Source organism: Bradyrhizobium amphicarpaeae, assembly GCF_002266435.3.
GTDB classification, from domain to species: domain Bacteria; phylum Pseudomonadota; class Alphaproteobacteria; order Rhizobiales; family Xanthobacteraceae; genus Bradyrhizobium; species Bradyrhizobium amphicarpaeae.
Map to the genome: position 1 here is coordinate 5,482,366 of NZ_CP029426.2, position 26,587 is coordinate 5,508,952.

Here is a 26,587-nt window from a genome sequence, read left to right on the forward strand (position 1 = left end):
CATCATGCTGCCGCTCACGCCGCGTCGTAGACGACTTCAAGGGACGGCTTGTCGACGACCGACTTGCCGCACATGTCTTCCATGGTCGCAGGCTCGAGCACGACGCCGCGGCCGACCACTTCGCCCTTGAACAGGCCGAGCAAGCCGTCCTGTGTCAGCGGCGTCGGGCGAACCGGCGGCGCCAGGCCGACATTGGTGGCGAGCTGTTCGAACAGCGAGCTCCACTGCCCGCCCGGCAGGCCGATGATCTCGTAATTCGCGCTCTTCTTGCGGATGTCGTCGTCGGCCGGGATTGCCGCAAGCACTGGAATTCCGACCGTCTGGGCAAAGGCTGCCGCCTCGCCGGTGCCGTCGTCCTTGTTGATGACCATGCCGGCGACGCCGACATTGCCGCCGAGCTTGCGGAAATACTCCACCGCGGAGCAGACATTGTTGGCGACGTAGAGCGATTGCAGATCGTTCGAGCCCACGACGATGACCTTCTGGCACATGTCGCGCGCGATCGGCAGGCCGAAGCCGCCGCAGACCACGTCGCCGAGGAAGTCGAGCAGCACATAGTCGAACCCCCACTCGTGGAAGCCAAGCTTCTCCAACAACTCGAAGCCGTGGATGATGCCCCGGCCACCACAGCCACGACCGACCTCGGGGCCGCCGAGCTCCATCGCAAACACGCCGTCGCGCTTGAAGCAGACGTCACCGATCTTGACCTCCTCACCAGCGAGCTTCTTCTTTGACGACGTCTCGATGATGGTCGGACAAGCGCGACCGCCGAACAGCAGCGACGTGGTGTCGCTCTTCGGGTCGCAGCCGATCAGCAGCACTTTCTTGCCTTGTTGCGCCATCATGTAAGACAGATTGGCCAGCGTGAAACTCTTGCCGATGCCGCCCTTGCCGTAGATGGCAATAATCTGCGTTTCCTTGGTCACCGGTGTCACAAGAGGTGCATCCGGTTCGATCGACGCTTCCGCTCGCAGAGCGTCTTTCATGTTGATGTTTGGCACGACGTTCATCAGAGCGAACTCCAGTTCAGGACCATTTTCAGGCAGGCCCGATCCTCGAAGGCGACGCGATAGGCGTTCGAGGCATCGGCAGCAGCGTGGTGGTGGGTGATCAGGCCATCGAGCGAGAGCCGTCCGGATTCGATCAGGGCCTTGATCGCGACGAGATCGGAGGGCTGCCACTCCGCGGCAACGCGAAGTCGCGCCTCGCGCATGAACGCGGGCGGAAACGCGAAGGACAGCCGCTCGCTGTAGAAGCCGGCCAGCACGATCTCGCCGCCCGGGGCGATGCGACCGATCAGCGAATCGAGCAGGCCCGCATCGCCGCTGACGTCGTAGATGCTCTTGTAGTCGCGCCGCGTATCGTGCTCGGGATCGATCACGCCGTAATCGATGGCGCCTCCGACCCGCGCAGGATTCTTCTCCCACACGGTCGGCGGCTCGTTGCGAGCAGCGATGGAGATGCGGGCCAGCAGCCGCCCCAGCACGCCATGACCGACGATGCAGTCCGGGGCCGAGGCACCGCGGGCCGCAATGGCGTGATAGGCCGTTGCTGCCAGCGCCAGCAGGATTCCACGTTCACCGAGATTCTGATCGAGCGGCACCACGCGCTTCGCAGCCACCACCAGGCGCGAAGCGGAAGCACCGAACAGGCCGCGAACCTCGCCAAAACACTTCGCGCCGGGAACGAAGACCCGCTGGCCAGGATGCAGTGCCGTGGCAGATCCCGCTTCGACGACACGCCCGACCGACTCGTAGCCGGGCACGAGCGGATATCCCATGCCCGGAAACGGAGGCATGCGTCCCGACCACAGCAAACGCTCGGTGCCGGTGCTGACGCCACTCCAGTCGATATCGACGACGACGTCGTCAGCGGTCGGAGGCGTCAAAGCAAGCCGATTGAGCTCGATCTGCTCCGGCTGCTTGAGAACTACCGCGATGGTCTCCATCGCACACTCCGATCTCCGGCGGATGGCCCGCAAGTGTCATGCTAGACTTACATTCTAGACTGTCAAGTTTGATTAACGTCAATATTGCTTTTTCGCGCCGTGATCACGCTCGCAAGCATCGGCATCGCCACCGGCCGCAGCGCAACATCGCCAAAGCCAACTTCAGTGAGCATGTCCCGCAGCCGCGCGAAGGTCCGGGGCCGGCCGCTGCCCATCGCGAGCAGATAGAAGGCGAAATACGCATCGCCGATCGGCTCGGCGCCGCGAACGCCGGAGATGGGCTCGGCAATCAGAAGCGTGCCGCCGATTGGCAGAGAAAAGTGAATCGCGCGAAGCAGCGTCATGACGTCGGCGTCGTCGTGATCGTGGATCACGCGCACCAGCGAGACGATATCGGCACCCTCGGGAAGACGATTCGCAAGAAAGCTCCCACCGATCGCGACCGCACGCGACGACAATCCCTCGGCATGAAACCGTTCGCTGGCTTGGTCCGCCACCGCAGGCAAATCGAACAGCACGCAGCGCAGTTTGGACGTCTCGGCTGCGACAGCTGCGATGAAGGATCCGTCGCCGCCGCCGACGTCGAGCAGACAGCGATGTCCGCGAAACGAATAAGCCGACAGTACCTGCTGCGAGATCATCGGCTGCGACGCAGCCATCAACGCGGTGTAGGGCGCGATCGCCTGACGCGGCAGATTGGCTGCCTTGCGATTCGCGGCGTAAGGCCAGTAGGCGGCGAGCTGCCCCGCACCGGCGTCACCGCGCAGCAGCGCGATCGGATCCCTCAGGTCGTCGTACAGCATCGCATGATGCTCGATCATGGCGACAACGCCGGGATTGCCCCTGAGGGCCGCGCCGCGCGGACCAAGACCGTAGCGGCCTTCGCTGCGACGCTGCAGCAATTGCAGCGAGACCGCTGCATCGAGCAACGTCAACGTCGCGTCGACCGGCAGCGGCACACGCGATGCCAGCTCTGCCGAATTCAACGGGCCATCTGCCACTTGATCGAACAGCTTCAGGCGGACGCAGGCGAACAGAACCTGCGAATAGACGAAACCGGCACAGAGATCGAACAGCGCGCCTGCCCGGCGCCGCGCGATCGGCCGCGTCAGCGCGAAATTCCCCGCAAATCGTTGAAAAGACCGGTTGGAAAGGATCGAATCGCGCCATCCGAGCAGGCGATCATGCAACGACGGCCGGGACGCGCCGTGTCCTGAAGGGACGACATCCGCACCGCACGGCGCGTTGGATGTCTCACCTCCGCCGTCACGATGCGCGATCGCGGCCATCGTGGCTACGCGGCGAACTGGGCAAGCTTGGCCGGCACCAGGCGCTTGGCTTCCGAGAGCATCAGCGACCGCAGCTCGGCGCCATTGGGGCATGGCGGGATCGCATCGATGGCGCCACGCACGAGGTCGTGCAAGCGGTACAGCGCGCCATCGAGGCCGAGCTCGATCACCGCGCTGGGACGCCCGAGCGCAAGATCGCGACCGACGGGCTTGCCGATCTCATCTTCCTCGGAGGCGGCATCACGAATGTCGTCGGCAACCTGATAGGCCTCGCCGAGCTTCTCCCCGACCATTCGCCACAGCTCGCAATCGGCACCGGCCGACGCGGCGCCTGCAACGGTCGCCGCGGCGAACAGCGCGCCGGTCTTGGCACGGTGATAATGCGCGAGATCGATCTTGTCTTCGCATTCCCAGGCTTGCCCCGCGACGATCCCTGAAGGGACGCCAACGGATCGGGCCACAGTCAGGGTGAGCGCGGCCAGCCGCTCCGGCGTGCATTGAAGACGCGCCAGCGTCTGGAATGCGAGCACGATCAACGCATCTCCAGTGAGAACCGCGAGCGGCTCGCCAAATGCCTTGTGCACCGACGGACGGCCGCGCCGCGTCTCGGCCGCGTCGAAGCACGGCAGGTCGTCATGCACGAGCGAAGCACAATGCAGAAGTTCGAGCGCCGCGCCGGCAGCGTCAGTGGCCGCGGGATGATCCTCGCCGCAGGCAGCGGCCACGCTGTGGCAGAGCCTTGGCCGCACCCGCGCACCGCGGGGAAACACCGCGTAACGCATGGCCGCCGCCAGCCGGGGTGGACAGCCGGGAAGCTCGGCCTGGTCAATCGCCTCGTTCAGTGCCCGTTCGATTCGGCTGGTGACGTCCATGGCAGGCTCCCGTGCTTGACACAAGGAATGTAAATTTTACTTGTCGTTCAGAGTGTAAATAAATATAGACACATGTCAATCGACAACCCGGAGCCGGTGCGAGATGCCCAGAGATCGTGTTGTCGTTGTCGGCAGCGGCGTCGCAGGGCTGGTTTCCGCCTTCGCGCTCGCAGCACGCGGCCTCGACGTGACTGTCCTCGAACGGGCCGCCGCGCCAGGTGGGAAGATGCGGCAGATCGCGATCGGCGCCTCGCTGATCGACAGCGGTCCAACCGTGTTCACGATGCGTTGGGTGTTCGACGAATTGTTCGCGGCCGCTGGCCAAAATTTCGCGGATCACGTTCGCTTGAGCCCGCTGGATATTCTCGCAAGACACGCCTGGGACGACCACGCTCAGCTCGATCTGTTTGCCGATCAGGAACGCACCGTCGATGCGATCGGCGATCTTGCGGGTGCGGAGGAAGCGGATGGCTATCGCGCCTTCTGCCGGGATACCAGGCGCATTTACGAGATTCTCGAAAAGCCATTCCTGCGTGCCCCCCACCCGAGCATGGGCGGACTGATCGGAGCCGACGGCCTTCGCGGGGTTATGCGATTGCCGCAGATCAAGCCGTTCTCGTCGATGTGGTCGGCGCTGGGACGATATTTCGCAGATCCGAGGCTACGACAGTTGTTCGGACGCTACGCGACCTATTGCGGATCGTCGCCGTATCTGGCGCCTGCGACGCTGATGCTGGTCGCGCATGTCGAGCGCGAAGGCGTCTGGTCCATCGACGGCGGGATGCACACGCTCGCCAAGGCGTTGGCGGATTGCGCAAGCTCCTTCGGCGCTACGATCCGGTACGGCGAAGAGGTCAGCGAAGTCCTGATCTCCGGCGGCCGCGCGAGTGGCGTCAGGCTGGCAAGCGGCGAGCGTATTGTCGCGGACGCAGTGATCGTCAATGCAGATGTCGGCGCCATCGCCGATGGAATGCTCGGCGTCCCTGCCCGTCGCGCCGCAACGGCGATCCCGCTTCGCGCCCGCTCGCTGTCAGCCATGGCATGGAGCGTCGTCGCAAAGCCTGATGGTTTTCCGCTGCACCGGCACAACGTCTTTTTCTCGAGCGACTATGCAGCCGAGTTCGACGACATTTTCGCGCATGACCGGCTCCCGCGCGAGCCGACCGTCTATGTCTGCGCCCAGGATCGCGACGATGGCATCGCGGCGGGCGGTCCCGAGCGATTTCTGGTGCTGGTCAACGCGCCCGCAAATGGCGACCGGCATGTCTACGATGCAATGGAGGTGGCACAATGCGCGCAGCGGACATTTGGCATGCTGGAGCGACGCGGCCTGCGACTCCAGCCACAAGCGGATGCGATGCAAGTGACGACGCCAGCGGATTTCAACCGGATGTTTCCGGCCACCGGCGGCGCGCTGTACGGCCGCAGTTCGCACGGATGGACGGCGTCTTTCCAGCGGCCGGGAGCACGAACCAGAATTCCGCGCCTGTACCTGGCGGGCGGCAGCACGCATCCGGGTCCGGGCGTGCCGATGGCGGCCTTGTCGGGCCGATCGGCAGCAGCCAGCCTGCTCGCGGACCTGACTTCGCAAGGATCGTTCCGCCAAACGGCTATGCGTGGTGGTATGTCGACGCGCTGAGCGACGACGGGCAGAACGGCATCACCGTCATCGCCTTCATCGGCAGCGTGTTCTCACCGTATTACGCCTTCGCACGGCGCAAGGGACCGGCCGATCCGCTCGATCATTGCGCCGTCAATGTCGCGGTTTATCGCAGCGGCGGCAATCGCTGGGCCATGACGGAGCGGCCGCGCGGGGCGGTCAGCCGCACCATGGACAAGTTTGCAGTAGGCCCAAGCCATCTGTCCTGGGACGGCAATGCGCTGACCATCAATGTCGACGAAATTTCGGTACCGATCCCCGGACGTTTGCGTGGCACCATCCGTTTGGTGCCGATCGCGATCACGCCGCAGGCCTTCACGCTAAACCAGGACGGCAATCATCAATGGTGGCCGATAGCGCCATGCGCGCGTGTGCAGGTGAGGCTCGATCATCCGCGCCTGAGCTGGCAGGGTGACGGCTATTTCGACACGAACCATGGCGACGCACCGCTGGAGCAGGGCTTTTCCCACTGGCAATGGTCGCGCGGCGCGATGCAGGACCGCACGGCGATCCTTTACGAAGCGCAGCGCCGCGACGGCAGCCGGGTGGACCTCGCGATGACCTTCGATCCTGATGGACGGATGCGGGCCTTCGAACCTCCGCCGACTGTGGACCTGAGGCGCACCGGCTGGCGCGTCGCCCGCAGCGTGCGCAGCGAGCACACCGCCGAGATCGTCAAGACCCTCGAAGATGCGCCGTTCTATGCCCGTTCGGTCGTCTCGGCGAGGCTGCTCGGCGAGCCCGTGACGCTGATGCACGAAAGCCTGTCACTCGATCGCTTCAAGATGCCGATCGTCCAGGCCATGCTGCCATTTCGCATGCCGCGAGCGCGGAGGTAAAATTGGTGGACTCAAGATGACGTGGTTGGCTTTTGCTGCTTCGCGCGTTCGGCTTCCTTCTTTCTGTCGAGCCGCCGGCAAACCAGTTCGAGGATACCCCAGGCCGCCGCGAACATGAGCACCACGAAGAACTCGATGAAACCAAGATAGCTGTCCATGATGTGGGCTACGCCCAGCTCACCAGCGGCGGCATCGAGCTCAAAATGGTCTCGATGTTGCCGCCGGTCTGAAGTCCGAACATGGTGCCGCGGTCGTAGAGCAGATTGAACTCGACATAGAGTCCACGGCAGGCGAGCTGCTGCGTGCGCTCCGCTTCGGTCCACGGTTCCATCATCCGCCGGCGCACGATCCGGGGATAGACATCCAGCAAGGCAAGCCCGACATCGCGCGTGAAGGCAAAATCCTTCTCGAAGTCGCCGGTGTCGAGATGGTCGTAGAAGATGCCGCCGACGCCTCGCGCCTGACCTCGGTGCGGGAGGAAAAAATAGGTATCGGCCCTGGGTTTGAACTTACCGTAATAATCGGGATCGTGAGCGTCGCAAGCGCACTTCATCGCCGCGTGAAACATCATGGCGTCAGGCGCATCCTGGCTTCTCTGCTCCGGCAGCATCGGCGTGAGATCGGCACCGCCGCCGAACCACCCCTTCGCTGTCGACAGAAAACGCGTATTCATGTGCACCGTCGGCACCCGCGGACTGCGCGGATGCATGATCAGGCTGATGCTGGTGGAGACATAGTCGAGCTGAACGCCGTCGCCCGGCAGCGTTTTGGCCATCTCTGGGGTAAGCATGCCATTGGCCGATGAGGTGTGAATACCGATCTTCTCGAACAATCTCCCGCCGCTGAGAAAGCCGCCGGTGCCGCCGCCGCTGCCCGTCGCGCGCTGCCAGGGCTTGTAGGTGAAGGTGGCGGGCTCGCCCGGAAACAGCTCGGCCGGCGCCTCACGCTCGAGCACCTCGACCTCGGCGCAGATCCTGTCGCGCAGCGATTCGAACCAGACTTTCGCTTCCGCGCGCCGCCGTCCGGCGAGACCGTTGCTGCCTTCCCGGATGGGCTCGGTCCCGTGCATCTCGCTTGCTCTACCGGTAGGAGGCCGTTCGTTGCAGCTGATCGCGGCGTTCCAGCCGCTCGAACAGGTCGATCACCCAAACCACGCGGTCCTCGATCGGCCTTCGCCGCGGCTGTGTGGTGTCGCGCAGCGGCGTTGCCGCTACAGCGTCGACCAGGAAGCGAGTCTCTTCGATATCAGCGGTCTTGACGTCAAGTTTTCTCGCGGGTGCCCATTCCGTTGACGGCAGGAGCAGCGTCCGCGCCAGGACCGCGAGCTTGCGTTTGGACGAAACGACCGCACGGCTCGACACCGGATCGAGCCCGCTCCGCTCTAGCTCGCGGCCGATTTCAGCATAGAGCGCGCGGGCGGCGTAAATGCCGGGGCGGCAGCCAATCGGCAGATTGGCGATGCCGTGCGTCGCGCGCGAATAGAAGACATCGGCCGCATCGAGCAGCCGCTGCACGATGGCCGCGACATCAGGCGTGAAGCAAGGGGTCGCCAGCCAAATGTCCGGGTCGATCCCTGCCTCACGCAGCCACGACTGGGGCAGATAGAGCCGGCCGGCGCGAGCATCTTCGCCGACATCGCGGGCAATGTTGGTAAACTGCATCGCGATGCCGAGATCGCAGGCGCGCGCGACGATCTCGGGGGTACGCTGCCCCATGATCAGTGTCATCATCGCGCCGACAGCGCCAGCGACCCTCGCGGCGTAGGCAGTGAGATCCTGAAACGTCTCATAGCGGCGGACCTCCGCATCCCATGCCAGCCCTTCGAGCAGCGCTTCCGGCAGCTCGCGCGGAATGCAGAATTTCGTGACGACATCGGCGAGCAGGCGATCAGGAGCGAAGTTCATTGGCTGCTGTCGATAGGCACGATCAAGCCGGTCCCGCAGCCGCGCCACAGCCGCGGCGCGATCGTTGCCGAGATCGACGGCATCATCGGCCAAACGACAGAATGCGTAGAGCGCGATGGCGGGATCGGCGACCCAGCGCGGCAGCACCTTCGAGGCTGCATTGAACGTCCGCGAACCGCCTTTGAGCAGATCGCGGCAGGCAGCCATGTCGATGGGATCGAGCCGTATCGTCATGCGGTCACCAGGCTTGCAAAGTGTGAGGCATCGGGCACCAGAGAATCCAGAACGCGCGCCGAGGAGAGCACGCCGGGCAGGCCTGCTCCGGGATGCGTACCGGCGCCCACCAGATACAAATTTTCGATATCTTCGCTTCTGTTGTGCGGGCGAAACCACGCGCTTTGCGTGAGGATCGGCTCCAGCCCAAAGGCGGCGCCGCGAAACGAGGAGAGCCGGTCCTGAAAATCCTGCGGCGTCAGCAGGCGCGAACTGATGATCTCGTTCTCCAGACCGGGCAGCACGGTCCTCGAAAGCTCGCCAGCAATCGCCTGGCGATAATCCTCGGCCACCACGCTCCAGTCGGTGCCGCTTTGCAGATGCGGCACCGGCGAGAGCACGTAGAACGCGTCGCAGCCGTCGGGTGCGAGGGACGTGTCCGTTGCAGTCGGACGATGCAGATACAGGCTGAAATCGTCGGCCAAAACCTTGCGCTCGAAAATATCGGCCAGCAATCGCTTGTAGCGCGGCCCCAGCAGGATCGTGTGGTGCGGCACCTCATCGTATCTGCGACGTGTGCCGAAGTACCAGACGAACAGGCTCATCGAATAACGCGCACGTTCGATGCGCCTGTCAGTCCAGCGCGATCGTGCCGATGCGGGCACAAGGTGCCGATAGGTCCATGCGGAATCCGCGTTGGAAACCACGACATCGGCGGCAATGGTCTCGCCTGAGACCAGCCGTACGCCGCAAGCGACACCGTTGTTCACGACGATCTCGCGGACCTCCTGGCTGCAGCGGAGACTGCCACCCTGCCCCTCGATCAGTTTGACCAGCCCATCGACCAGCCGTCCGGTGCCGCCAAGCGCAAAATGCACGCCCCAGCGCCGCTCCAGAAATGCGATTAGGCAATAGATCGAACTCGCAGTGAGAGGATTTCCGCCGATCAAAAGCGGATGAAAGCTGAACACGACGCGCAGGCGCGTGTCGCGGAAGAACTTCGAAACCAGCGCGTAGACGCTGCGATAGCTCGACAGCCGCAGCATCTCGGGCGCGATCTTCGCCATATCCGTCCATCTGCTGAACGGCACGTCGCCGAGCCGCTCGAAGCCGACCTTGAAGATCTCTTCGCTGGCCTTCATGTAGGCGTCGTAGCCATCAACGTCACCAGGCGAAAATCGCGCGATCTCGCGGCGCATCGCGCCGGCATCGCCGGAATAGTCGAAGTGCGATCCGTCCTGAAACCGAATCCGGTAGAACGGCGACACCGGCACCAGCGTCACGTCGTCGGACATCTTTCGTCCGCACAACTTCCACAATTCCTCGAACAGAAACGGCGCGGTGACGATGGTCGGCCCCGCATCGAAGGTGAAGCCGTCCTGCCGGTAGACATAGGCACGGCCGCCGGGGGCATCGAGCTTCTCGAGTACCGTGACGCGGTAACCTTTGACGCCGAGCCGGATTGCGGCGGCCAATCCGCCAAAGCCGCTGCCGATCACCACAGCATGCGGCTGGCGATGCAATGGCGTTATCGACGTTGGTCGGGCTGACGTTGAATCCAGCATGAGGCCACTGTAATTATTTATTGACAGTTGCCTAGCCTGAAAGTGTATATTTAAATTTACATTTTTTGCGCCGTTGGCTCGGCAGCAGTTGTGCGCGCGTATGTCAGGATGATCTGCGCGACAAGCTGCGGCTGCTCCTCGTGCGCGAGATGCCCCAGTCCAGGCAGGCGCTCGATCAGGGCGCTTGGAAGAATCTCGCGAACCTGTCGCGCGACCTCAGGCGATATCGAGCGATCATTGTTGGCAGCCACCAACACCAGCGCCGTCGACAGCCGTGGCAGATCGTGCAGCAGCGGTTCGAGTTTCCAGTTCGCCATCATCCGCAGCGCAGCCGCGACATGCGCGGGATTTCGCACCAGTTTGCGATAGAGCGCAATCCCCTCCTGATCGATCGTCGAACCGGTGTTGGCGATCAACCGCTCGACGGCGCCGGCTCGGGATGCCTGCCAGGCGAACACGCGGGGCACCAGCGGATTCATCACCAGCAGATTTGCCAGGGGCGAGAACAGATGATTGGCGATGCCGCCGAACGGCATGAAGGCGCCATTGATGGCGATCAGCAGGCGCGGCGCCATGCGGCCGGCGAGACACATGCGCGCCAATATCGCCGCCCCCGCAGAATGACCGACCATGATTTCCGGCCTGACATCGAGTTTGCGTAGCAGCGCGCCGACGTCGGCCGCCATGCCCGATAGGGACAACCGATCGGCCGGCGGTGATTGCGTAAATCCGTGTCCCGGCAAATCCGGCGCAACCACCGAGAAATGCTGGGCCAGCAGCGGCAGCAATTCGCGCCACGAATGCGTTGCGGCGCCGGTGCCGTGGATCAAGAGCAGCGACGGCCCCTCGCCCATTCGCTGCACATGCCAGCGGATCCCGGCCGCTTCGACGAACACACTGGCATTCCGATTGGGCCAGTCCGTACTATCACGGCTCCAGACGAGACCGGACACGGCAGTATCTTACGCGGGCGGTGCCGACGGCACGCCGGCAAGGAACGCGTCGTAAGCCGCAATGAATTCGGCTTTGGCTTCGAAGTGCGGCATCGCACCGGTCGAGAACACGCGAATCGTCCAGTTAGCGCGGCCCTCGACTTGCGTCTTGTTGGCGTAGTCGACGAAGTCACCCCGCACGCCATGGCTCATCCAGACCGGCAGGGTCAGTGAATTATAGATCTTTGGAATGTCCTTGCTGAACAGGAATCCGGACACGAAATAATACGGAGCGTGCTGAGCTCCGGGTTGGTGGGTGGTGAGATAGTCGTACTCCAGCAAGCCCTCGTCGATATCGGTCGAGCCCCAGGTCTTGTTCAGGAAATAGCGGATGATGCGACGGCTGGTCAGCAGCCGGAAGAAGCCTTCGCTCCACACGGGAAACTCGAAGAATCCATGCAGCCACGGTTTGCCGCGGGTGCCCTCGCGTACGCTGGTGCCCTTGTCACGGGACGTGAAACCGGTCGGACTGACGAGCGCCAGAGAGCGGAATGCCAGCGGCGATTCGGAGACAGCGCGCGCAAGGAATTCCGACGACAGCGACACCGCCAGTGCGTCGATGGGGCCGCGGCCGAAATCGCTCTGAATTTCGCGGACCGCGATCAAAATCGCATCGGTCATCATGCGCACGGTGTATTCGCGCTTTCCGCGCTCGGAATGGCCGAACCCCGGAAGCTCGAGCGCGTAAACGGTCCGGCTCCGGCGGTAATGCTCGTAAAGTGGCTTGACCTCGTAAGCCGAAGCGGCGGCATTGATGCTGTGGACCAGCAACAGCGGCGGAATTTTGCCGGGAGCGTCGGGACCGGCCGAATAATAGGTCAACCTCCCGACGGGACTACCGATCTCGTGACGCTGGCCGGAGACCGGCGCAGGCAATTCCTCTGCGCCACGCAACGCCGCGCGATTGATCGCCGGGCCGGCCGCGCTCATCGCAGGTCTCCTTCTTCAAGGCAGATCGCATCTCGCCGTGGTCAAGACCGTAACAGCAGTGTATCAGAAATGACAATCATAGTTGTCGACCAGCATCGGAAACGCCGCTTGACACAGTCTTTCCCCGTCAACCCCTTTTTAGAAGTGCTCTCCGGCCGCCGCCAGCCGGTTCCGCCGCTCTGGATGATGCGACAGGCTGGCCGTTACTTGCCCGAATATCGCGACGTGCGCGCCAGGGCCGGCGGCTTTCTCGATCTCTGCTTCACACCTGATCTCGCCGCCGAAGTGACGCTGCAGCCGATCCGCCGCTTCAACTTCGATGCGGCGATCATCTTCTCGGATATTCTCGTTGTGCCCTATGCACTCGGGCGTGATGTCAGGTTCGAGGTCGGCGAAGGACCGCGGCTCGATCCCTTGGACACGCCGGACAAGGTCGGCACACTTTCCTCGACCGGGGATCTCACCAAGCTCGAGCCGGTGTTCGAAGCGCTGCGCCGCGTCCGCCGCGAGCTCGATCCGAAGATCGCGCTTATCGGATTTTGCGGCGCACCGTGGACGGTTGCGACCTACATGGTCGCGGGACACGGCACGCCGGATCAGGCGCCGGCACGGATGATGGCCTATCGCCATCCCGAAGCATTTGCGCAGATTATCGACACGATCGTCGAGAACTCGATTCACTACCTGCTGGGGCAACTCGCCGCCGGCGCTGACGTGCTGCAGATCTTCGACACCTGGGCTGGAGTGCTCCCGCCGCGCGAATTCCGGCGCTGGTCGGTCGAACCGACCAGGCGCATCGTCGAAGGCGTCCGCAGGCAGGTCCCGGGCGCAAAGATCATCGGCTTTCCACGCGGCGCTGGTGCGTCGCTGCCAGGATATGTCGAGGCAACCGGCGTCGATGCGGTCAGCATCGACTGGACGGCGGAACCGTCGCTGATCCGTGAAAAGGTTCAGAGCCGCGTTGCGGTGCAAGGCAATCTGGATCCGCTGGCTCTGATCGCCGGCGGGGACGCTCTGAATCGGGCGATCGATGACGTGCTTGCGAATTTCGCCGGTGGCCGGCTGATCTTCAATCTTGGCCACGGCATCCAGCCAGAGACCCCGATCGCACATGTCGAGCAGCTGGTGAAGCGGGTTCGGGCCTACAAGGGATCGATTTAGCCGACGCTGGCGAGCACTGCTTTTGACAAAGTCGCGGCGTCCGCGTGCGGCAGCGGCAGATAGCGTGCGCCCATCTCCTTGGCGATGGCTTCACCTGAGATGCCCGGACGCGGCGACGTATCGACCAGGACAACGTCGACACCGGCGCCGCGCAATTGCCGCGCTGCGCTCCTCGCGTCGTCCTCGGCACGCAGACGCCCCTGCCCGCCATCGCGTGCGATGTTGGCACGGCCGTCGGTCAGGACGATCACGGTCGGCGTCTGTCCCTTGCGGCGGACCGAATCCGCCAACACGAAAGCCGCATCGAGCCCCGCGGCCAGCGGCGTACCGCCGCCGCCCGGCAGTCCTGCAAGACCACGTTTAGCGCGCGCCAACGAACGGGTCGGCGGCAGCAGCAACTCCGCGACACTGCCGCGAAACGAAATCAGCGCGACCTGGTCTCGCCGGATGTAGCAATCCGCCAGAAGCAACTCGACCGCACCCTTGGCCTCCGCCAGTCGATGCAATGCTGCGGAGCCGGACGCATCGACAAGGAAAATCGTGACCGTCTCCGTGCGCTGCCTGAACCGCGAGATGCGGAAGTCATCCTTGCGGACCAAAATGCGGGGTCGCGATCCCTCGCCCACCCCGGTCGCCTCGCGGCGCCGCAGAGGTTGCCATGGCGCCGCCGCGCGCAAGGTTTCGATCAGGTTGAGCTTGGCACCGGCGCGCAATTCGCCGCGCAGCACACCGGCCGGCCGCCCGCGCTTGCTGGATTTCTGCAATGCGCCGGCCTTGCCGGAGGAACGAGGGCGCGATCGTCCCACAGATCCCGTCCGAAGGGCTGCCAGCACATCCGGCGGGATTGCTGCCCGGGCTGCGGCCAGAATGACTTCGTCGAGCGCGCGATCGATGTCGGGGGTTTGATCTTCGCCACCGGACACATCAGCTTCATCTTCAGTTGACGGTGGTGGCTGCTCGGGTTGGGCTGCCTCATCTGCTGGCGGAAACACCAGCGCACGCGGGGCCAGCACCAACCGCGCGGCCAAAGCGAGGTCTTCCTGTTCAATTCTGGAATGACCTGCAAGCGCGGCGCCGGCGCAGGCGATCCGCAGCGCCAGCAATGGCGCACGCAACGATGTGATCCCAAGTGCCGTGGCCGCCGTACAGAGGGCCTCGATCTGGGCAGCGTCGGCCTTGAGGGACGGCAGCCTCGCGCGTGCGGCCGCAATTTCCCCGACATCAAGCGCGAATTCCTCGGCGTCACGGACGCCGATCGCGTTGAGATCGAGGTGGAGCGCCAGACGATCGCGCAGAGACGCCGACGCGAATTCATCGTCAGCACCTTCGTCGAGGGCGATGACGCCGAAACGCGCAGGCATCCGAAGCGACAGGCCGTCGCGCTCGACGATGGTCTCCCCGGCGTCCATCGCGGCTGTGACATGGGCGGTCGTTGCTGCGGACAGCCGCTCCGCCATCGCCAGAATGAGGACACCGCCATCAGCCTCCGCGAGCAGACCGCGTTCCGCAACCGGCCTGCCCGCCAGTAGCGTCGCGTTGAGATCGAGGCCACCGAGCAGACGGCCATCGGCGATGTTGAGCGGCAGATGCTTCACGTTGGAGGATGGCGGCAACGCCGTACGGAGCATGGCCAGCCAACGATCCCGCACCGGTCCGGCGCGTGATCTCAACAACACGCCACCGGTCCCCGACGGGTCCGCGGCGAATAATCGTGCCGCCGTCACCGCATCGGACCAGACGGCGGCGCCGGTCATCCCAGCACCTCCGACAATGCCCGGTCGACTCGTACCGAGGAGCCCGCATCATCGAGCGGATTGCGCCGCAAGCGATGACGCAAGGCCGAAGGCGCGATCCGGCGCAGATGATCGTCGGTCACGGTCTTTGCGCCTTCGAGTGCCGCGAGCGCCCGGGCCGCACGCATCAAGGTCAATTCGCCGCGCAAGCCGTCGGTACCGAGCGCCATGCAGAGCTTGGCGGCGAGTTCGAGCGTCACATCCGGCACCGAGACGGACGATAGTTTCTCCCGCGCCCCGACGATCTTCTTGCGAAGCTTGGCCTCGTCCTTGGCCCACTTGGCGACGAAGGCTTCGCCATCGCTTTCGAAAGCGTCACGACGCCGCACCACTTCGATCCGGTCGGCGAGATTGTCGGGGGTCTTCACCTCCACCGACATGCCGAAGCGATCCAGCAATTGCGGGCGCAACTCGCCTTCCTCGGGATTTCCCGTGCCGACCAGCACGAACCGCGCCGGATGGCGTATGCTCAGGCCTTCGCGCTCCACGACATTTTCGCCGGACGCGGCAACATCGAGCAGGAGATCAACCAGATGATCCTCCAGCAGATTGGCTTCGTCGATGTACAGGAATCCGCGATGAGCGCGGGCCAGCAATCCCGGCTCGAACGCCTTCTCCCCGCGCGCCAGTGCGCGTTCCAGATCGAGCGCCCCGACAACGCGATCCTCGGTTGCGCCGAGCGGCAGATCGACGACCGGAACAGGCACTTGCGCGGATTTCAGCCCGCCTTTGGTTGCGCGAACCCGGCAATCCTCGCAAAACTCCGCCGGCCGATCCGGATCGCAATTATAGCGGCAGGCGGCAACGACCTTCATCTTCGGCAGCAACGACGCAAGCGCGCGGACCGCCGTGGACTTTCCGGAGCCGCGATCGCCGAAGGCCAGCACGCCGCCGACCTTGGGATCGACCGCGGCAATCAGCAGCGCGAGCTTCATCTCGTCCTGGCCGACAATCGCGGAGAATGGAAACGCTGTTGCCATGCTATCCTTTCATGGCCGCGGCCGCGTACGTGCAATTATATCGGCCGCCCCCTTGTGAAGCAGTTCCAGCCCGACCGCGCGACCGAGTTCGCGCGGACGGTTTGCGGCTCCCGTACGGGTCACCTCGACAAACTCCCCTACACCCGCTTCATCCAGCACCGAAGCCGTGAGCGTCATCTGCGAACCATCGATCGTCGAATATCCCGCGATCGGCGAATTGCAGTGACCGTTGAGGATCCACAAAACCTCTCGTTCCGCGTCGCAACTCAGATGTGCCGCGGCATCGTCGATCAGCGCGAGATATTTCCGCGTCCGCCAATCGTTGACCGCGCACTCGACCGCGACGATACCCTGCCCCACCGCGGGCAACATCTGCGAAGGCGCAAGCTCGCAAGCAATGCGATGGCCGAGACCGATCCGTTCGAGCCCGGACCGGGCCATGATCAAAGCGTCCGCCGGCCCCGCCTCGCCGCCACCGGGCAGGCGTTGCATGGCCCGATTGTCCAGCTTGCGAACTCTGGTATCGGCCGCGCCGCGAAAGTGTATCACCTCGATATCAGGGAACAGCCGCCTTGCATAGGCGGCGCGCCGCACCGCGTTGGTGCCGATCCGGTAACCCTTGCCGCGCGAGCGCCTGAGGTCCTCGAGAGAGAGGCCGGCACGCAGCACCAGCGCATCGGTCGGCGGATCGCGCGGCAGCGTCGCGGCGATCACGAGCCCGGGCGTATCCTCATTGCCGGGCATGTCCTTGAGCGAATGCATCGCGGCATGAAGCCGGCCCGATGTGACCGCGGCTCGGATGTCAGCGACGAACGCACCGCCCTTGCCGCCATGGACCAGCAGCTTGCTGGTCTGATCGCTATCGCCCGAGGTCTCGAACCTGACGACCTCGACGCCCAATTCGGGCGCGGCACCGGACAGGCGCTGCGCAATATCCTCGGTCTGGGCCAATGCCATGACGCTCTTGCGCGTACCTATCCGCATCGAGACTGCCACCACCACGCTCCCATCCCAACCGCGCGACGCTCCGCGGCGGCGGGCAGAGATTAAGGCCAGCCGTTGCCGGAATGCAAACCAGGGCGGCTTGCGGTGCACACGCTGACTTCAAGACACAACGCCGCAGTGAATATACGAGCCAATCATCCGGCGTTTCACACCTCGCCAGATTTATTTTGCTGGCGCGCACCGGACTTCTTCCGGCTTCTGCTTGGCGCGACGGAGTGCTACTCGTATCGCACCGCCCCTTGGAAGCAACTGGCCACCGGAGATCGAGATCGCGATGAGCGCGGATGTCCTGATAGGTGACGGCGACGCGGTGCGGCTGACGCCTCATGCGTTGCGCTCAGCCGTGCTCGGCGAGGTTCATGCTCGCCCCTTCACCCCTATTGCGGTGCCATCGCGCGTCGTGCATTTTGCCTTCGACACGTCGGGGCCGCGCGCACAGGTCGACCGCGCCAACCTCACCGCATTCTGCACGTCGCGCGGGCTGCAACCGCCATCGCCCGCCGAAAAGCATCATCGTGCCCCGTTCGGCACCACCGTGCTGCGATGGGAGCAGCACTCTGAATTCACCACCTACACCTGGGAAATGCCGGCCGATCCTGCTGCCGCGCCGTTTCATCCGGATGCAGCGTCGCTGGCGCTACCGATGCGGCTGGTGCCGCAACCCGGCCCGCTGCTGGTGGCCGTCGACCTGCATCTTCTGGCGGAGGATCTGCCACGAACCGCGCCGGAACGGCTGTTCGACAACGCCAGTCTGGCGGTCGCCGAGAACTCGGACGGCGCCGCGCTCTACGCCACAGACTTCCAGCCCGGCCCTTCGGGCTTTGTCCGCATCCTCGTGGCCAACCGCAAGATGTCGCCCGAACGCGCCGGAGCGCTGGTCCAGCGGGTGATCGAACTCGAGACTTACCGCACGCTCGCCTTGCTCGGCCTGCCGGAAACACAACGGCTGTCGCCGTCGATCGCAGCCGCGGAACGTCGCCTCGTCGAAGTCACCGACCAGATGCGCCAAGCCGGTGACCTCGCCGCCAACCACAAGCTGCTCGACGAGCTGACCGCCCTGGCCGCCGAGGTCGAAGCCGGGGCGGCCGCGAGCGTGTTTCGCTTCGGCGCCAGCCGTGCCTATGAGGAGATCGTCGAGCAACGCTTGCAGACCATCGGCGAACGCAAGGTCGGGGGCCTCCCGACGTGGTCGTCGTTTCTGGCACGCCGGATGAAGCCAGCGCTACGCACATGCGTCACCACCGAGGCGCGGCAATCCAGCCTTTCGCTGAAGCTCGCACGCGCCGCAAACCTGTTGCGCACTCGCGTCGATGTCGAGCTGGAGCAGCAGAATCAGGAGCTTTTGAAGTCGATGAATGCGCGTACGCGGCTGCAACTGCGGCTACAGGCGACGGTGGAAGGCCTGTCGGTCGCGGCGATCACCTATTACGTGGTGAGCCTGTTCGGATACCTTGCGAAGGCCGCGCATGACAGCGGCACCCTTCACGTCGAGCCCAGCGTCGCGACGGCTGCCTTCGTTCCGGTTGCCGGCTTTGCGATCTGGTGGACGGTGCGGAGCATTCGCAGGAAGCACATCGCCGGCGAGGATCGATGAGGTTCCTCGTCGGATTGCTCGCGACCGCGGCGATCCTGATCGGGCTGTTTGAACTGCATGAAGGATGCCGGGAGCTGGACGTCACGCAGGCCGTCGTCGGCGAAACGCCGGTGACGATCTTCAGGCGGCAATCCGCCCCGCCCGCGCCGGTCGTCGTGATCGCGCACGGCTTTGCCGGTTCGCAGCAGCTGATGCAGCCGTTCGCCGAAACGCTTGCGCGCAACGGGTATATCGCCGTGACCTTTGATTTCCTTGGCCATGGCCGCAACCCGGTCCCGATGCATGGCGATATCAACGAGGGCCTGACCATCACTGCCGCCCTGCTGAAGGAATTGACCGATGTCGCGGCGTCGGCACGCAAGCTGCCCGGGAGTGACGGCCGGCTCGCGATGCTCGGACATTCGATGGCGTCCGACATCGTGGTGCGGTACGCGCAAGCGCATCCGGATGTCGAAGCGACCGTCGCGGTCTCGGTGTTTTCGCCCGTCGTGACACCTGCCAGCCCGCGCAATCTGCTGGTCATCGTCGGCGCATTGGAGCCTGCGATGCTCAGGAACGAAGGCCTCCGCATCGTCAATCTCACCGCAGGCGGCACGGCCAGCCCGGGCGAGACTTACGGGCATTTTTCCGACGGTACCGCCCGCAAGCTGGTGCTAGCGCGCGGCGTCGAACACATCGGCGTGCTCTACAGCCATGACAGCATGGTCGAAGCCGTGCGCTGGATGAATGCGGCCTTCGGCGACCGGCCGCAGGGGGAGGTCGACAGCCGCGGCCGCTGGCTGGCGCTGATGTTTGCCGGCATCGTCGCAATGGCATGGCCGCTGTCCGCAATGTTGCCTGCGGTAAGCCCGAGTCCGGCCGGCGCAAGCCTGGGCTGGAAGGCGCTGATGACGGCCGCGCTCCTGCCGGCGATCGCGACCCCGCTGTTGCTCTGGAAGATGCCGACTGACTTTCTGCCGATCCTGCTCGGCGATTATCTGACATTGCATTTTCTGCTCTACGGCGCTCTGACGACCACGTTCTTGGTCTACTTGCGCAAGCGTCAACCACCGACCGCGGCGACGACTTTCGCATGGACACGCGTCGCGATCGCAGCAGCTGCAGTGTCCGCTTACAACATCCTGGCCTTCGGTCTTCCGATCGACGCCTATGTGTTCTCGTTCCTGCCAATCCCGGCGCGTCTGCCGCTGATCGCCGCAATCGCCTGCGGGACGCTGCCCTACTTCATTGCCGACGAGTGGCTGACAAGCGGCATCGAGTCCCGGAGCGGCGCTTACGCACTCAGCAAACTCTGTTTGCTGCTTTCGCTCGCGATGGCCGTGGCGCTCAATCCGATGAAGCTGTTCTTCCTCGTCATCATCGTGCCGGCGATCCTGTTGCTGTTCCTGGCCTTTGGACTGATCAGCCGCTGGAGCTATGCGGCGACCCGACATCCGCTGCCCGGTGCGCTCGCCAACGCTGCGGTATTCGCCTGGGCAATCGCCGTAACCTTTCCGATGATCGTGAGATGAGCGCTGCCCGCACGATCTCCTGCTGGAGTTGACGAGACATGTGGAGACCCAAGCGCATCGAACCCTCAGCCGGACAGGAGTCCGTCTGGGATTATCCCCGTCCGCCGCGGCTCGAGAAAATCGGTGCGCGTCTGCGCGTCATTTTCAACGCACATACGATTGCCGATACGACGGCGGGTTATCGCATCCTCGAGACCAGTCATCCGCCGGTCTACTACATTCCGCCCGATGATATCGCGCGACACTATCTGCTGGACACGCCGGGCGGCTCGTGGTGCGAATTCAAGGGGCACGCAAAATATTGGTCGCTCGATGTCGATGGCCGAACGTCCGAGCGCGCGGCCTGGAGCTATCCTTCGCCATCGCCGGAATTTGCCGATATCGCGGGTCATCTGGCTTTTTATGCCTCGCGCGTCGATGAGTGCTGGGTGGGTGACGAACGTGTGCAGCCTCAGGAAGGCGACTTCTACGGCGGCTGGATCACCTCACGCATCGTGGGACCGTTCAAGGGTGGCGCAGGGACTCGCGCATGGTAGAGCACGAGTCTCCTGCTGGTCATCCCTACTTTGGCTGGCCGGTCGACCCGTTCGCCGGCCCAGTCCCGGTATCCGATGAGGTCGGGGCAGCACGGGTGTCAGGCGCGGGATTGATCGGCTGGTAGAGCTTCGGCTGATCGGGCGTGCCAGCAGGCTGCGCCATGCCTGTCGTTGCACCACCGACCGGCGTGGTGACTTGAGCAGTTTCCATGCGGGATTTGCCGTTGTAGCCGACCGTGAGCAGGCCCATCACGGCGCATGCGAGGACGGCGAACCCGATCAGTTCGGGGCCGGCACCGCTCGGCGCCACGCCGCGGCTGCTTCCGTTGCCTTCAAGCGCGTTCGCCGCGATTTCTCGGTTGGTGCGCGAGCGAAGGAAGTAGATGAATGCGCCGGCGATGATGAACGTCGTTGCCGCGAGGGTGAAGAACATCAGCCAGCTGATAGGGTTGTCGCCTTGCATGGGAAGCCTCCATTGTATGATTGAGATGACAATGGGAGCGATTGGACTTGGTTCCTAAGGGGCCATCAGCAGAGATCCCCACCAAACCAAGACGTTGAAAATTCGGATATTATTCCGATTTTTTAATGATTCAGCCTGAATTGTCATATTCGCATGTAAACTCTAATTGACAGTTACATCAGCATCGGAGAGCTTTGTCGAACGGAATTGCCGGCAGCCCCGGGGGATGACATGGCGCCAAGGATGAGCGGCCTCCGCACTGAACGATCCGATCCGGCCGAGCTGGAGCAGCTGTTGCTGCGCATGGCGGGGGGCAACGAGCCGGCGTTCGAAAAGCTGCACGCGGCCACGCGGCGCAAGCTGTTCTCCACCGTGCTGCTGGTCGTCAGGCGCCGGCATCTCGCCGAGGAGATCGTGCAGGAGGCCTATGTTCGCATCTGGCTGAACGCGGCTGCGTATCGCTCGGCTCTGGGCTCGCCCATGATGTGGATGATCACGATCGCCAGGAATCTCGCGATCGATGCGATGCGAAGGCCATCACGGGAAATCTTTCGCGACCAGTCGGCCTTGCTGGACTTTCCTGCCGACGCGCCCACGGCGCTGGAGAGCATGGAGCGCAGGGAAAACGAAAGCGACACCGCAAGGCTTCAGCAGAGCATGTTGTCCGCCCTGCAAACGCTCGAACCGACACGGCGTCATCTGGTGATCGCGGCCTATCTCCACGGTGAAAGCCGGCATCGGCTGGCCCAGCAATATGGCGTCCCCGTCAACACCATCAGGACATGGCTGCGTCGCGCACTGATGCATGTGCGGGCGCAGATCGGAGCGATGCCGCCGGGCGATGACGGGATCGGGGTGCGGGTGTCCGGTCTCGGCCAGGCGTAACAGACACAACGACGAGCGCTCGCAACCGGACCGTAACGACGACGGACAGCACACGTTCTTGCCGTACGCACAGCTCGCTTGTTCGCCGCGTAGCCTCCGGGCGTTGTCGCCGTTGCCAAGAGAATGCTGCCGACACGCCAGATTTGTTCTCGGCCACCAACGATCGAAGGTCTCAGGAAATAAGGATTTCCTTTGGTGGGCGCACCAGGGCTCGAACCTGGGACCCGCTGATTAAGAGTCAGCTGCTCTACCAACTGAGCTATGCGCCCGAAAGGCGGTCAATGCCTTGCGAGGTCGGTCGTTTAGCAAAGCGATCCGGGTATGGCAAGCGATGCAATGAAGGTTTTTCCACAGTCCCCAGGAAGCGAAAAGCCGCTGGATTCCAGCGGCTTCTCCAGGGTTAATCCTCGCGAAATCCAGCCCTTTTCAGAGCCGGCCCTCGCGGTCCCGGTCGGGGCCGCCGTCGCGGTCGAAACGGTCGTGATGGAAGTGCTCCATGCCGCGCTCCATGCCGCGCTCCATGAAGCGGCGGTGGGGGCCGTCTTCGCCGCCGCCGAACGGGCCGCGGTGGCGGGTCAGCACGGCGAGGCGCCGTTTCTGGCCCTCGTCCAGGGTCTTGTAGAGCGGGTCGGCGGCATCGGCGATCTTCTTCAGGGCCGCCGACGTCGCGCCCATGTCCTCGGCGCGCTGGCGCAGGCGGGCGACCGGATCCTCCGGTCTGTCGGCGTCCTTGTCAGCATTCCTGCCGCCATCACCAGGGCCGGCATTCATCCGCGCATTGGCGCGGTCGATGCGCAGCTTGGCGAAATCGCGCACGGCGGCCTCGACCGGCGGCCACAGCTTCTCCTGGTCGGCGTTGAGCTTCAGCCCGGCATGGACGGCGGCGATCCGGGCGTCGACGAGGGCGGCACGATCCTCGGGGTTCATGCGGATGTGGTGGCGCATGTGCTCCATCCACGGGCGGTGATATTGGGCATAGACCGCACCCGAGCCGGCAATGCTGAGCACGGCGATGGCGGCGATGGTGAACTTCTTCATCCGGACCTCCTCTGGAAGGATGGCCATCAAGATGGGCGCGACGCGGCTGACACGCAACTTACAATCTGGACAGGAAGCGCGCCCTTGCCGGGACTCCAACATCCGATTTTACCTTCAACCGCAATCGGAAATCATTCGCAACAAAAAGGCTTCCGTGCGGACCGCACGGAAGCCTTCGTTTCATCGTTCGGAGTTCAGTTCGCCGTGCTCAGTTCGTCGTGCTCTTGGCTTCCTTGAGGAACTCGTCGATCAGCGGCTGGCCGATGCGGCCTGCGGCGTCCTTGTAGACCGGCTCCATCGCCTTGCGCATCGCCTCGTTCTGCTCCGGCGTGAGCTTGATGATCTCGCTCTTGCCGCTCTTCTTGATCTCGGCGAGCGCGTCGTCGTTCTCCTTCTGCGACTGCGCGTTGCCGAACTCGGTCGCTTCCTTCATCGCCTTGGTGAGCTGGTCGCGGATGTCGGCCGGCAGATCGTCCCAGAACTTCTTGTTCACGATCACGACGTAGCCGATGTAGCCGTGATTGGTCTCGGTGATGTACTTCTGCACCTCGTGCATCTTCTGGGTATAGATGTTCGACCAGGTGTTTTCCTGGCCGTCGACCACGCCGGTCTGCAGCGCCTGGTAGACTTCGGAGAACGCCATCACCTGCGGCAGCGAGCTGAGCGCCTTGAACTGGGCCTGCAGCACGCGTGAGGACTGGATGCGGAACTTGACGCCCTGATAGTCGGCCGGGGTGACCAACTTCTTGTTGGCGCTCATCTGCTTGAAGCCGTTGTCCCAATAGGCGAGGCCGGTGATGCCCTTGGCATCCAGCAGCTTGAGCAGCCGCGCGCCCAGCGGGCCTTCCGTCACCTTCCGCAGCGTCTTCAGGTCGGGCAGGATGTAGGGCAGGTCGAACACCTCGAACTCGCGGATGCCGAGCGGCCCGAATTTGGAGTTGGACGGTGCCAGCATCTGCACGCTGCCGAGCTGGAGCGCCTCGAGCTCTTCCTTGTCCTTGTACAGCGTCGAGTTCGGGTAGACCTCGACCTTGACCTTGCCGCCGGTGTACTTCTCGGCGAGTTCCTTGAACTTCTCCGCCGCCTTGCCCTTCGGCGTTTCGGTGGCGACGACATGGCTGAACTTGATGATGATCGGCGATTGAGCCGATGCCGGCCCGGCAAGCCCGAGTGCCAGTGCCGCGATGGACGCGGCGATCGCGAAGGTGCGCATAATCTCTCCCTGGTGTTATTTGGGCCGCCCGCGCGGGCGGCCAATCCTCATGCCGACAGCATCAATACAAGCCGCGGGTCCGCGCTGCTATTGGTCGTTAGCAGGGCAGGTATTCATGGTGAATGACGCATACGCCGCTGCGCCCTCTCGCGGACGGGTTGCGGCAATCCGCCGGAGGAGAAAACCCTACCCGCCACCCACGGGACGATGCTTCGCATCGCCCGGGATCGTGTCGGCCTCTCCCGCACGCGGGAGAGGCGAAGCCAGCGCGCAGCGCGCGAGCCTCAGCTCGCCGCCGCCGTCGTCACGGTATCGCGCTGGCGCTTCATGACGATCTTGTTGAGCGCGCCGAGATAGGCCTTGGCCGAGGCCACCAGCGTGTCCGGATCCGCCGCGCGCGCCGTCATCGCGCGTCCCTCGTGCGACAGCCGCACCGAGACCTCGGCCTGCGCGTCGGTGCCTTCGGTGACGGCGTGGACCTGATACAGCTCGAGCTTGGCCTCGTGCGGCACCAGGCGCTTGATGCAATTGAACACTGCATCGACAGGACCGTTGCCTTCGGCCTCCTCGATCTTGATCTGGCCGTCGACGTCGAGCTTCATGGTCGCGCGCTGCGGGCCATGGGTGCCGGCGATCACGGTCAGCGAAGTCAGCTTGATGCGATCGTGCGACGCCGCCATCTCCTCGTCGACCAGCGCCTCGATGTCCTCGTCGTAGATGTCCTTCTTGCGGTCGGCCAGCGCCTTCATCCGCGTGAACGCATCTTCCAGCTGGTTCGGGCCGAGCTTGTAGCCCATCTCCTCCAGCTTGTGCACGAAGGCATGGCGGCCGGAATGCTTGCCAAGCACCAGCGAGGACTGCTTCAGGCCGACCATCTCCGGGCGCATGATCTCGTAGGTGGAGGCGTCCTTCAGCACGCCGTCCTGGTGGATGCCGCTCTCATGCGCGAACGCGTTCCGGCCGACGATGGCCTTGTTGTACTGCACCGGGAACGAGGTCGCCGCCGACACCACCTTCGAGGCGCGGGTCAGCTGCGTGGTGTCGATCTTGTTCCAGTACGGGAATTTGTCGTTGCGGACGTTGATCGCCATCACGATCTCTTCGAGCGCGGCGTTGCCGGCGCGCTCGCCGATGCCGTTGACGGTGCACTCGACCTGGCGCGCGCCGCCCATGATGCCGGCCAGCGAGTTCGCCACGGCCATGCCGAGATCGTTATGGCAGTGCACGGAGAACACCGCCTTGTCCGAGTTCGGCACGCGCTCGATCAGCGTCCTCATGAAGTGGGTGTATTCCTCGGGCACCGTGTAGCCGACGGTGTCGGGAATGTTCACCGTGGTGGCGCCGGCCTTGATGACGGCCTCGACGATACGGCACAGATAGTCCATCTCGCTGCGGGTGCCGTCCTCGGCCGACCATTCGACGTCGTCGATCTGGTTGCGGGCGCGCGCGACCATGGCAACCGAGGTCTCGAGCACCTGCTCCGGGGTCTTGTTCAGCTTCACCCGCATATGCAGCGGCGAGGTCGCGATCACGGTGTGAACGCGGCCGCGCTTGGCAAATTTCACGGCTTCGGCACAGCGGTCGATATCGGCCGGATGGGCGCGGGACAGACCGGCGATCACGGCGTTCTTGGAGCGGCGAGCGATCTCGCTGACCGCTTCGAAGTCGCCCTGCGAGGTGATCGGGAAGCCGGCCTCGATGACGTCGACGCCCATATCGTCCAGCAGCTCCGCGACCTCGAGTTTCTCCTCGAAGGTCATGGTGGCGCCGGGGCACTGCTCGCCGTCGCGCAGCGTGGTGTCGAAAATGATGACGCGGTCCTTGTCGGACTTGTTCGCGGGGGCCATTGCAAAATTCCTTTTGAGCTTTCGCGCCGTCAGTCTGCTGGGCGCTTGAGGTGTCCGGTGATCTCGACCAACCCCTGAGCGCCCAGGCGCGTGGCGCCCAGCCGGCCCTCAGGGGCAAGTAAGAAGAAGCCCGCCAATCAGGAGGGTGGGCAGCAGCGCGGCCGGGATCGTGGCGGCGGCCAGAGCCACCTCCCCCGAAATCCCATCGATTTGGCCGCGAATCAGCATTGCCAGACCCTTTTGAGCCCACAAATCCTCGGCCAAAACCGTTGACGGTTGGTTGCCAGAGGGCTCAGTGGCCCGTTTCTAGACGAGAAATAGCCGCAACTGCAACGCCAAAAGATGGTCA

Annotated in this window: 24 protein-coding genes and 1 tRNA gene; 7 read left to right on the top strand and 18 right to left on the bottom strand. The window is 64.0% G+C overall.

Annotation, left to right across the window (positions count from 1 at the left end; translation table 11 throughout):
• Nucleotides 1–14: 14 nt before the first annotated feature.
• From CIT40_RS25710 to CIT40_RS25725, 4 genes are all read right to left on the bottom strand, one after another.
• On the bottom strand, nucleotides 15–1,010 hold the full coding sequence (locus CIT40_RS25710; RefSeq protein ID WP_094891116.1) for a chlorophyllide a reductase iron protein subunit X: 996 nt from the start codon (nucleotides 1,008–1,010) through the stop codon (nucleotides 15–17).
• Nucleotides 1,010–1,948, bottom strand: a complete 939-nt coding sequence (gene bchC, locus CIT40_RS25715) for a chlorophyll synthesis pathway protein BchC (RefSeq protein ID WP_094891115.1) — start codon at nucleotides 1,946–1,948, stop codon at nucleotides 1,010–1,012. The genes CIT40_RS25710 and bchC overlap by 1 nt, the downstream gene beginning before the upstream one ends.
• A gap of 62 nt (nucleotides 1,949–2,010) precedes the next feature.
• Entirely contained in the window at nucleotides 2,011–3,138 is a 1,128-nt protein-coding gene (locus tag CIT40_RS25720; protein ID WP_244612017.1) for an acetylserotonin O-methyltransferase, read from the bottom strand.
• A gap of 104 nt (nucleotides 3,139–3,242) precedes the next feature.
• On the bottom strand, nucleotides 3,243–4,109 hold the full coding sequence (locus tag CIT40_RS25725) for a polyprenyl synthetase family protein (RefSeq protein WP_094891113.1): 867 nt from the start codon (nucleotides 4,107–4,109) through the stop codon (nucleotides 3,243–3,245).
• A gap of 103 nt (nucleotides 4,110–4,212) precedes the next feature.
• Between CIT40_RS25725 and crtD the strand changes: the two genes are divergently transcribed.
• Together crtD and CIT40_RS25735 are read left to right on the top strand one after the other, a co-directional pair.
• Nucleotides 4,213–5,748: a 1-hydroxycarotenoid 3,4-desaturase CrtD gene (gene crtD, locus CIT40_RS25730; RefSeq protein WP_094891112.1), complete on the top strand. Its 1,536-nt coding sequence runs from the start codon at nucleotides 4,213–4,215 to the stop codon at nucleotides 5,746–5,748.
• Nucleotides 5,661–6,608 (top strand): carotenoid 1,2-hydratase, encoded by a 948-nt coding sequence (locus tag CIT40_RS25735; RefSeq protein ID WP_094891581.1) that lies wholly within the window; start codon nucleotides 5,661–5,663, stop codon nucleotides 6,606–6,608. The genes crtD and CIT40_RS25735 overlap by 88 nt, the downstream gene beginning before the upstream one ends.
• Before the next feature lie 11 nt (nucleotides 6,609–6,619).
• Here the strand turns inward: CIT40_RS25735 and CIT40_RS25740 are convergent, their stop codons facing one another.
• The 6 genes from CIT40_RS25740 to CIT40_RS25765 are packed head-to-tail and all read right to left on the bottom strand — an operon-like array spanning nucleotide 6,620 to nucleotide 12,212.
• The gene (locus CIT40_RS25740) at nucleotides 6,620–6,766 is read right to left on the bottom strand and encodes a hypothetical protein (RefSeq protein ID WP_167443375.1); all 147 of its coding nucleotides are present in this window, start codon (nucleotides 6,764–6,766) and stop codon (nucleotides 6,620–6,622) included.
• Between the two features lie 8 nt (nucleotides 6,767–6,774).
• A complete protein-coding gene (gene hemF, locus CIT40_RS25745; protein WP_094891111.1) occupies nucleotides 6,775–7,677 on the bottom strand; it encodes an oxygen-dependent coproporphyrinogen oxidase in 903 nt (300 codons plus the stop codon).
• 10 nt (nucleotides 7,678–7,687) lie between these two features.
• Complete coding sequence (locus tag CIT40_RS25750; RefSeq protein ID WP_094891110.1) at nucleotides 7,688–8,746, bottom strand: phytoene/squalene synthase family protein; 1,059 nt, start codon at nucleotides 8,744–8,746, stop codon at nucleotides 7,688–7,690.
• On the bottom strand, nucleotides 8,743–10,290 hold the full coding sequence (locus tag CIT40_RS25755; protein ID WP_094891109.1) for a phytoene desaturase: 1,548 nt from the start codon (nucleotides 10,288–10,290) through the stop codon (nucleotides 8,743–8,745). Before CIT40_RS25755 ends, CIT40_RS25750 begins: the two co-directional genes overlap by 4 nt.
• A gap of 56 nt (nucleotides 10,291–10,346) precedes the next feature.
• Entirely contained in the window at nucleotides 10,347–11,243 is an 897-nt protein-coding gene (gene bchO, locus CIT40_RS25760; RefSeq protein ID WP_094891108.1) for an alpha/beta fold hydrolase BchO, read from the bottom strand.
• 9 nt (nucleotides 11,244–11,252) lie between these two features.
• Complete coding sequence (locus CIT40_RS25765) at nucleotides 11,253–12,212, bottom strand: alpha/beta fold hydrolase (protein WP_094891107.1); 960 nt, start codon at nucleotides 12,210–12,212, stop codon at nucleotides 11,253–11,255.
• Between the two features lie 69 nt (nucleotides 12,213–12,281).
• Here CIT40_RS25765 and hemE point away from each other — a divergent pair, with 69 nt between their 5' ends.
• Entirely contained in the window at nucleotides 12,282–13,373 is a 1,092-nt protein-coding gene (gene hemE / locus CIT40_RS25770; RefSeq protein WP_244612018.1) for a uroporphyrinogen decarboxylase, read from the top strand.
• On the opposite strand, the gene CIT40_RS25775 is transcribed toward hemE, so the two are convergent.
• Genes CIT40_RS25775 through hemC form a run of 3 tightly spaced genes read right to left on the bottom strand, consistent with a single transcriptional unit; the run spans nucleotide 13,370 to nucleotide 17,130 of the window.
• Nucleotides 13,370–15,127: a magnesium chelatase subunit D gene (locus CIT40_RS25775; protein ID WP_094891105.1), complete on the bottom strand. Its 1,758-nt coding sequence runs from the start codon at nucleotides 15,125–15,127 to the stop codon at nucleotides 13,370–13,372. The two genes, hemE and CIT40_RS25775, sit on opposite strands and share 4 nt — an antisense overlap.
• Entirely contained in the window at nucleotides 15,124–16,146 is a 1,023-nt protein-coding gene (gene bchI, locus CIT40_RS25780) for a magnesium chelatase ATPase subunit I (RefSeq protein ID WP_094891104.1), read from the bottom strand. Before bchI ends, CIT40_RS25775 begins: the two co-directional genes overlap by 4 nt.
• 9 nt (nucleotides 16,147–16,155) lie before the next feature.
• On the bottom strand, nucleotides 16,156–17,130 hold the full coding sequence (gene hemC / locus CIT40_RS25785; protein ID WP_094891103.1) for a hydroxymethylbilane synthase: 975 nt from the start codon (nucleotides 17,128–17,130) through the stop codon (nucleotides 16,156–16,158).
• Between the two features lie 295 nt (nucleotides 17,131–17,425).
• Here hemC and CIT40_RS25790 point away from each other — a divergent pair, with 295 nt between their 5' ends.
• From CIT40_RS25790 to CIT40_RS25800, 3 genes are read left to right on the top strand one after another with little or no spacing between them, the layout of a single operon-like run.
• Entirely contained in the window at nucleotides 17,426–18,745 is a 1,320-nt protein-coding gene (locus tag CIT40_RS25790; RefSeq protein ID WP_094891102.1) for a DUF3422 family protein, read from the top strand.
• A complete protein-coding gene (locus tag CIT40_RS25795; protein ID WP_094891101.1) occupies nucleotides 18,742–20,256 on the top strand; it encodes an alpha/beta hydrolase in 1,515 nt (504 codons plus the stop codon). Before CIT40_RS25790 ends, CIT40_RS25795 begins: the two co-directional genes overlap by 4 nt.
• Before the next feature lie 38 nt (nucleotides 20,257–20,294).
• Entirely contained in the window at nucleotides 20,295–20,792 is a 498-nt protein-coding gene (locus CIT40_RS25800; RefSeq protein ID WP_094891100.1) for a DUF427 domain-containing protein, read from the top strand.
• A gap of 25 nt (nucleotides 20,793–20,817) precedes the next feature.
• Here CIT40_RS25800 and CIT40_RS25805 read toward each other — a convergent pair whose 3' ends face one another.
• On the bottom strand, nucleotides 20,818–21,255 hold the full coding sequence (locus tag CIT40_RS25805; protein WP_094891099.1) for a hypothetical protein: 438 nt from the start codon (nucleotides 21,253–21,255) through the stop codon (nucleotides 20,818–20,820).
• A gap of 243 nt (nucleotides 21,256–21,498) precedes the next feature.
• On the opposite strand from CIT40_RS25805, the gene CIT40_RS25810 reads away from it, so the two are divergent.
• Entirely contained in the window at nucleotides 21,499–22,140 is a 642-nt protein-coding gene (locus tag CIT40_RS25810; protein ID WP_162307671.1) for a sigma-70 family RNA polymerase sigma factor, read from the top strand.
• A gap of 193 nt (nucleotides 22,141–22,333) precedes the next feature.
• Here the strand turns inward: CIT40_RS25810 and CIT40_RS25815 are convergent.
• From CIT40_RS25815 to CIT40_RS25830, 4 genes are all read right to left on the bottom strand, one after another.
• Nucleotides 22,334–22,409 (bottom strand) — tRNA-Lys (locus tag CIT40_RS25815).
• A gap of 157 nt (nucleotides 22,410–22,566) precedes the next feature.
• On the bottom strand, nucleotides 22,567–23,178 hold the full coding sequence (locus tag CIT40_RS25820) for a Spy/CpxP family protein refolding chaperone (RefSeq protein ID WP_193550887.1): 612 nt from the start codon (nucleotides 23,176–23,178) through the stop codon (nucleotides 22,567–22,569).
• Nucleotides 23,179–23,386: 208 nt separating this feature from the next.
• Nucleotides 23,387–24,391 (bottom strand): TRAP transporter substrate-binding protein, encoded by a 1,005-nt coding sequence (locus CIT40_RS25825; protein ID WP_094891097.1) that lies wholly within the window; start codon nucleotides 24,389–24,391, stop codon nucleotides 23,387–23,389.
• Nucleotides 24,392–24,675: 284 nt separating this feature from the next.
• A complete protein-coding gene (locus CIT40_RS25830) occupies nucleotides 24,676–26,238 on the bottom strand; it encodes a 2-isopropylmalate synthase (RefSeq protein WP_094891096.1) in 1,563 nt (520 codons plus the stop codon).
• Nucleotides 26,239–26,587 lie beyond the last annotated feature (349 nt).